We start from the raw sequence: 4,431 nt of genomic DNA, 5'->3' as shown, positions 1-4,431 counted from the left end.
CAAAGCGGCCAGCACGGGCGATGCCACCGTCTGCCACAGCCAGTGCAGCACATCCCCAACAACGCCTTCCCGCCCGTCGCTGTCGCTCATCATGGCGGCCAGATACCGCTGCGCCTGCTGCTCGGCGTCGGCAGCGGTCAGATGCGGCAGGGGGACGAGGGTGGGGTGCTCGCCGCTCCGGGTGACGATCATGGCGTCGCAGCGCCACGGACTCACGTTGAGGTAGACGACAGGTCCCAAGGACGCCGCCGGCCGGATGTCACTCTGGTAGTCCGGCAGGTGGAAGCTGATGTACGGCAGTCCACGCCGCGCCGTACGGCTCAGCGCCTCCCATTCCCGCACGGCGTCGGACAGTTCGGCCAGGCCCGGCATCTCGGTCCGCCACGGGAATCCCCATCGGTCGAAGTCCAACCGCGGATCGCCCATGTCCGGTGACGTGTTCACCCCGGGAGCGAGGCGGGTGAGTGCGGCGTGGGCGCGGTCCATCCGTTCCACGAGATCCGACGGCAGCGACGGCGCCTGGCGCTCGGCTGCCGCGTCCGAACGGTTTCTTCCTGCCTTGGTGTGCGTCTTTGCGTGGGCGGCCGTGTTGGTCTCCTCGTGCGGCCGGGGCCCCTGTGCGACGAGTTGCCTCAGCAGTTCCTCGCGAGGCGTGCGGTTCGCGAGATCCTGCTGCCACACCACGGCACGGCCCTGCTCCAGCACGCGCACCGCGAGGGCGACATCGCCCGCCGCCACGGCACTCGACGCCGCTTCGGCGGCCAGCCCTCGGTAGTCCGCGAGGAATTCGAGTACCTGATCGCGGCCGCCCCAGACGACCAAGGGGAGGAGCTTCACGGCATAGGTCAGATCCGGGCATCCCTGTGCCAGGCCCTGCTCGGCCACCGTCATGTGGCCGCTCTCGCGCGCGGCGGCCAGCCGCTCGATCGCGGTGATCCCTGGTGTACGGCTCTTCTCCCGGCGCAGCGATTCCAGGGAAGGGAGCCGGGCACGTCGGTCGTCGGTCAGTTGGTCGGCCAGCGACAGTCGCAGCTCCAGGGCGTCGGACAGATTGCACAGTGCCCGGGCGCGGGCCATCGTCTGCGGGGCAGCGGCGTCGAAGGCGGCGACCAGGTGGTCGAGAGCCTCGTCGAGATCGCCGACGTCCCCGGTGAGCCGATGGCGGTCGAGCAGGGCGATACCGAGACCGTTGGCGTACTTGCCCCGGTGCGGGTCGTCACCGGCCGCCGCGACGACAGCGTGCCGGAAGTGGGTGATCGCCATGTCGAGCCGGCCCCGGTCCCGGTCGGCCAGCGCAGCGACCTGCGCCGCGAGGCCCAGTTTGAAGGCCTCCGCGACCTGCGAAAGCCTGGCGACGATCTTGTAGGTTTCCACTTTGCCTAATTGCTGGGACCGTTCGTTTCCCCACCCGGGACCACGCCAGGAACTGCTGTACGCCATGGCAGCAACACCGCCTCTCTCGAGGATGCTCTCGACCGGGCGGACCGTGCCGCCGACGTCCGCCGGTCCGGTCAGTGCCTCCTGTCGCGTCCGAAGGATCCGAAGGAGACGAGTGCCCCCAAGGCCGCGCCCACTGCGGCCCCGGTCCAGGTTGTCCCCGCCCCGGTGCCCCCGTCCCCGAACGCCGCCACACCGATCCATGCCAGGGCCGCGCCGACCGCTCCCGCCCCCAGCCGAATGAGGACCAGTGACCAGCGCCGCTCCGGCGCCACGACCCGCAGCACGACGAGCGACGCGAGCAGGGCCAGTGCGCCGAGTGCCGTGACGACGGCCGGCTTCACGGGGCCGGGCAGCGGCACCGTGTACTGCAGTGCCTGGACGGCGCCGAGACTCATCACGATAGCTCCGATCGCGCCGGTCAGGCCGAGGTTGACCGTCTCCTGGCGACGCTGTCGGCTCCGCTGCACCAGCTGGTCGGCAAGCGCGCCGACTTGTTCGCAGCGGCGCACCGCGGCCTCCAGGTAGGTGGCTTCGTCGTCGAGGCGCTGGACCAGCCAGTCCGCCAGCGCCCGATCGTCGGCGAACGGGCCGCCCAGTGACTCGTCACCGGCGAAGAGGGCGAGGTTGGCAGCGGCGATGTCGACGGTCCGGGCCATTTCGCGGCTGAGTGTCGAACGGTCGACGAGGCCACGCTCACGAGCCTGTAGTGCCACCAGGGCATGGTTGGCTCTGATGATCTCCGGTTGCCGGCTCGGGCCTGCCGGTGCGGCGGTCCGTTCCAGCAAGGTCTTGATCGCGGCGTCCGTGGCGGCGCGGAGCGTGGCGATGTCCTCGGCGGTTCGCCACACGCGCAGTTCGTAGCGGAGTTTGGCGGCGTGCAGCAGATATTTCGCCAGCGGCGGCAGATTCAGGTTGCGGTCGGTCCATGCCCAGGCCGTCAGCTCGGGGTCCCGCTCGTGCCCGGCCACGGTGACCAAGCGACGTTCGATCCGTGTATCGGCGGTGGGCGAGAGCTCCCAGACGGCGAATCCCTGGGGGGTCACCACTCCGTCCGGTAGCCGATCCGGTGCGTCAGGCGCGCGTGAGCGTACCGTCGCTACCAGGGCGCCGGTCGGGTCGGCAGCGGGCTCGGCATAAGGGTCGACCAGCCTGGCCAGATACAGCCGGGCTTCCCCCAACGTTCCGGAGCTCGGCGCTGCTGGTCCCTGTCCTGCCGCTCGGACTGCCCCGGACCACTGTGCGTCCAGTTCCGCCCACCCCAAGGTCTCGGTGGCATCTGGGGCCAGCATGACCGAAAGGCAGAGAACGTCGTGGTCCCGTCGCAGCACGGCCTGCCGCACCCCGGGACCGGTATCGCTCCTGACCGCAAGGAGCCCTCTGGTCTGCGCGGCCCAGCCGCCTCGCGGCTCCCTGCCCACCCCTACCCCCGCTACCGGCTCCGTCATGCCCAGTCGCGCGCCGCACTGGCCCCACAGGGCCCGGACATAGGCGAGCGCGGCCGCCCGGTGTTCGCCGCCCGTGACGACGAACACGTGCACTCCAAGAGCCTCGCCCTCAATCATGCCGACCCGGTTCGCCCGCGTCCGCGCCCTCGGACGAGGGCTGCTCGTCCCGGGTCGCGTGCAGACGGTGGATCAGCTCATTGACCCGCTCCCGGAACACCTCGGGGCAGGGTAGGGAAGACGCCTCCTCCACTCCCGAGATGCGATGCGGTCCTGCCATCTCGACATCTGCGACGGCCCGCCGGAATCCCGTGACGTCCGCTGCCCGCAGAGTCCGCTCCATGTCCGCGAGCCCTCGGCCGAACCGCTCCCAGCCAGACGATCTGAGCGACCAGTGGGCAACGTCCTCGAGAACCTCCAACGCCATCTGCCGCAGTTCCTCGTCCATATGGCAGAAGCCTAGCGAGGGGCCGACCAACACGCCCCCTGTGTCGTGGAGTTGATCTCTCCGGTAGGGGATGCGGTCCATCCCTGGCACGTGGAAGGGCGTCCGGATTCGACTCACGCCTCCGTCCCCTGCCTGGAGCGCTATGCTCGCCCTGGCTTCGACGCCGTCGCCCGGCACGTCGCTGAGTGTGGTCTCGCTACCCGCCATCGGAGTTGATCACAGCGACCTGTGGCACGTTTCCGGCGTGTTCCGGCTGCCTTCCTTGAGTGCCTCTGAGTTGGCTCGGGAAGATGTGAGGCTTACCGCTGAGGACGGTGGCCGTCTCGATGACGTTTTCACCCGCATCGACGACGTCTGACCGGACCCGCCGGTAGCAGAGGCGGAAGCCCGGCCGAAGCTCCCACGGCCGGGCACCGCTACCTCGCGCCTCTCCTGTCCTGCGTCCCGGGGTGCCACCGGCTCGGCCACGGTGCCGCTGCGCAAAGCTGGTCCCATTCCGGGTCGGCCTGCCCCGGCACCGCTCGCCCGGCAGCTGCCCAGCCGGCAGCCAGTGCACGAAAAATCGGATCGGGTGTCACGGCGCGCCCAGCCCCGCCTGGCCGGGCATAAGCGACCGCGATCGTCACCTTCACAGGGACTTCGACGCCATTGCGGCCTGGGAGGTCTCTCCCTGGCATATCATTGCGGCCCTCGTCCGGGCAGGAGCGAGGGCCGCGCCCGAACAGCAGGCCACGCAAGGGCGGCCTCGAGCGGCCTGCGCCACCTGGGTCCGCGCGATCGGCACCATAGCCGAGGTGAGAAGTCCTCCCGCCCCCTCAAAGCCGTCCGCAACCTGCCCGTACCGGACCCGCGCGGCGTGCGGGTCGCGGCCGAGCTCGACGAGCTTGGTGTGGCCGGGTGACGTGTGGGCTTCCAGGCGCCGGCGGTGGTCTCGGCCCCGGCGGCCGGGCGCGGCATCGGCATCACCGCTGCCTGGGTAGCCCAGGCGGGGCAGCGGCGGACACTGACGCGGAGCTGCCGACGGGATCTGCGTCGGCCGCGGCGGCGGGACGGTGGCTGAGGGCTGGGTGGTCGGCGGGGCCGGCGGCGTCCATGAGGGGG

The 4,431-nt window shown here is 70.6% G+C and carries 3 protein-coding genes; all 3 read right to left on the bottom strand.

The features are described 5' to 3' along the window. The coding region (locus tag ACSNOK_RS31050; RefSeq protein ID WP_436784133.1) for a hypothetical protein at window positions 1-1,440 on the bottom strand (1,440 nt) is incomplete at its 3' end. A gap of 71 nt (window positions 1,441-1,511) precedes the next feature. After that, complete coding sequence (locus ACSNOK_RS31045) at window positions 1,512-3,002, bottom strand: CATRA conflict system CASPASE/TPR repeat-associated protein (protein ID WP_436784132.1); 1,491 nt, start codon at window positions 3,000-3,002, stop codon at window positions 1,512-1,514. Beyond that, on the bottom strand, window positions 2,995-3,537 hold the full coding sequence (locus ACSNOK_RS31040; RefSeq protein ID WP_436784131.1) for a CATRA system-associated protein: 543 nt from the start codon (window positions 3,535-3,537) through the stop codon (window positions 2,995-2,997). The genes ACSNOK_RS31045 and ACSNOK_RS31040 overlap by 8 nt, the downstream gene beginning before the upstream one ends. Between the last annotated feature and the right edge of the window lie 894 nt (window positions 3,538-4,431).

It is taken from the genome of Streptomyces sp. URMC 126 (assembly GCF_051386555.1).
GTDB lineage: Bacteria > Actinomycetota > Actinomycetes > Streptomycetales > Streptomycetaceae > Streptomyces.
This window is presented reverse-complemented; position numbering and strand designations above follow the sequence as displayed.

Coding starts and splice junctions, on each gene's coding strand:
- ACSNOK_RS31040 (WP_436784131.1), bottom strand. CDS start 3,537: ATGGCGGGTAGCGAGACCACACTCAGCGACGTGCCGGGCGACGGCGTC.
- ACSNOK_RS31045 (WP_436784132.1), bottom strand. CDS start 3,002: ATGATTGAGGGCGAGGCTCTTGGAGTGCACGTGTTCGTCGTCACGGGC.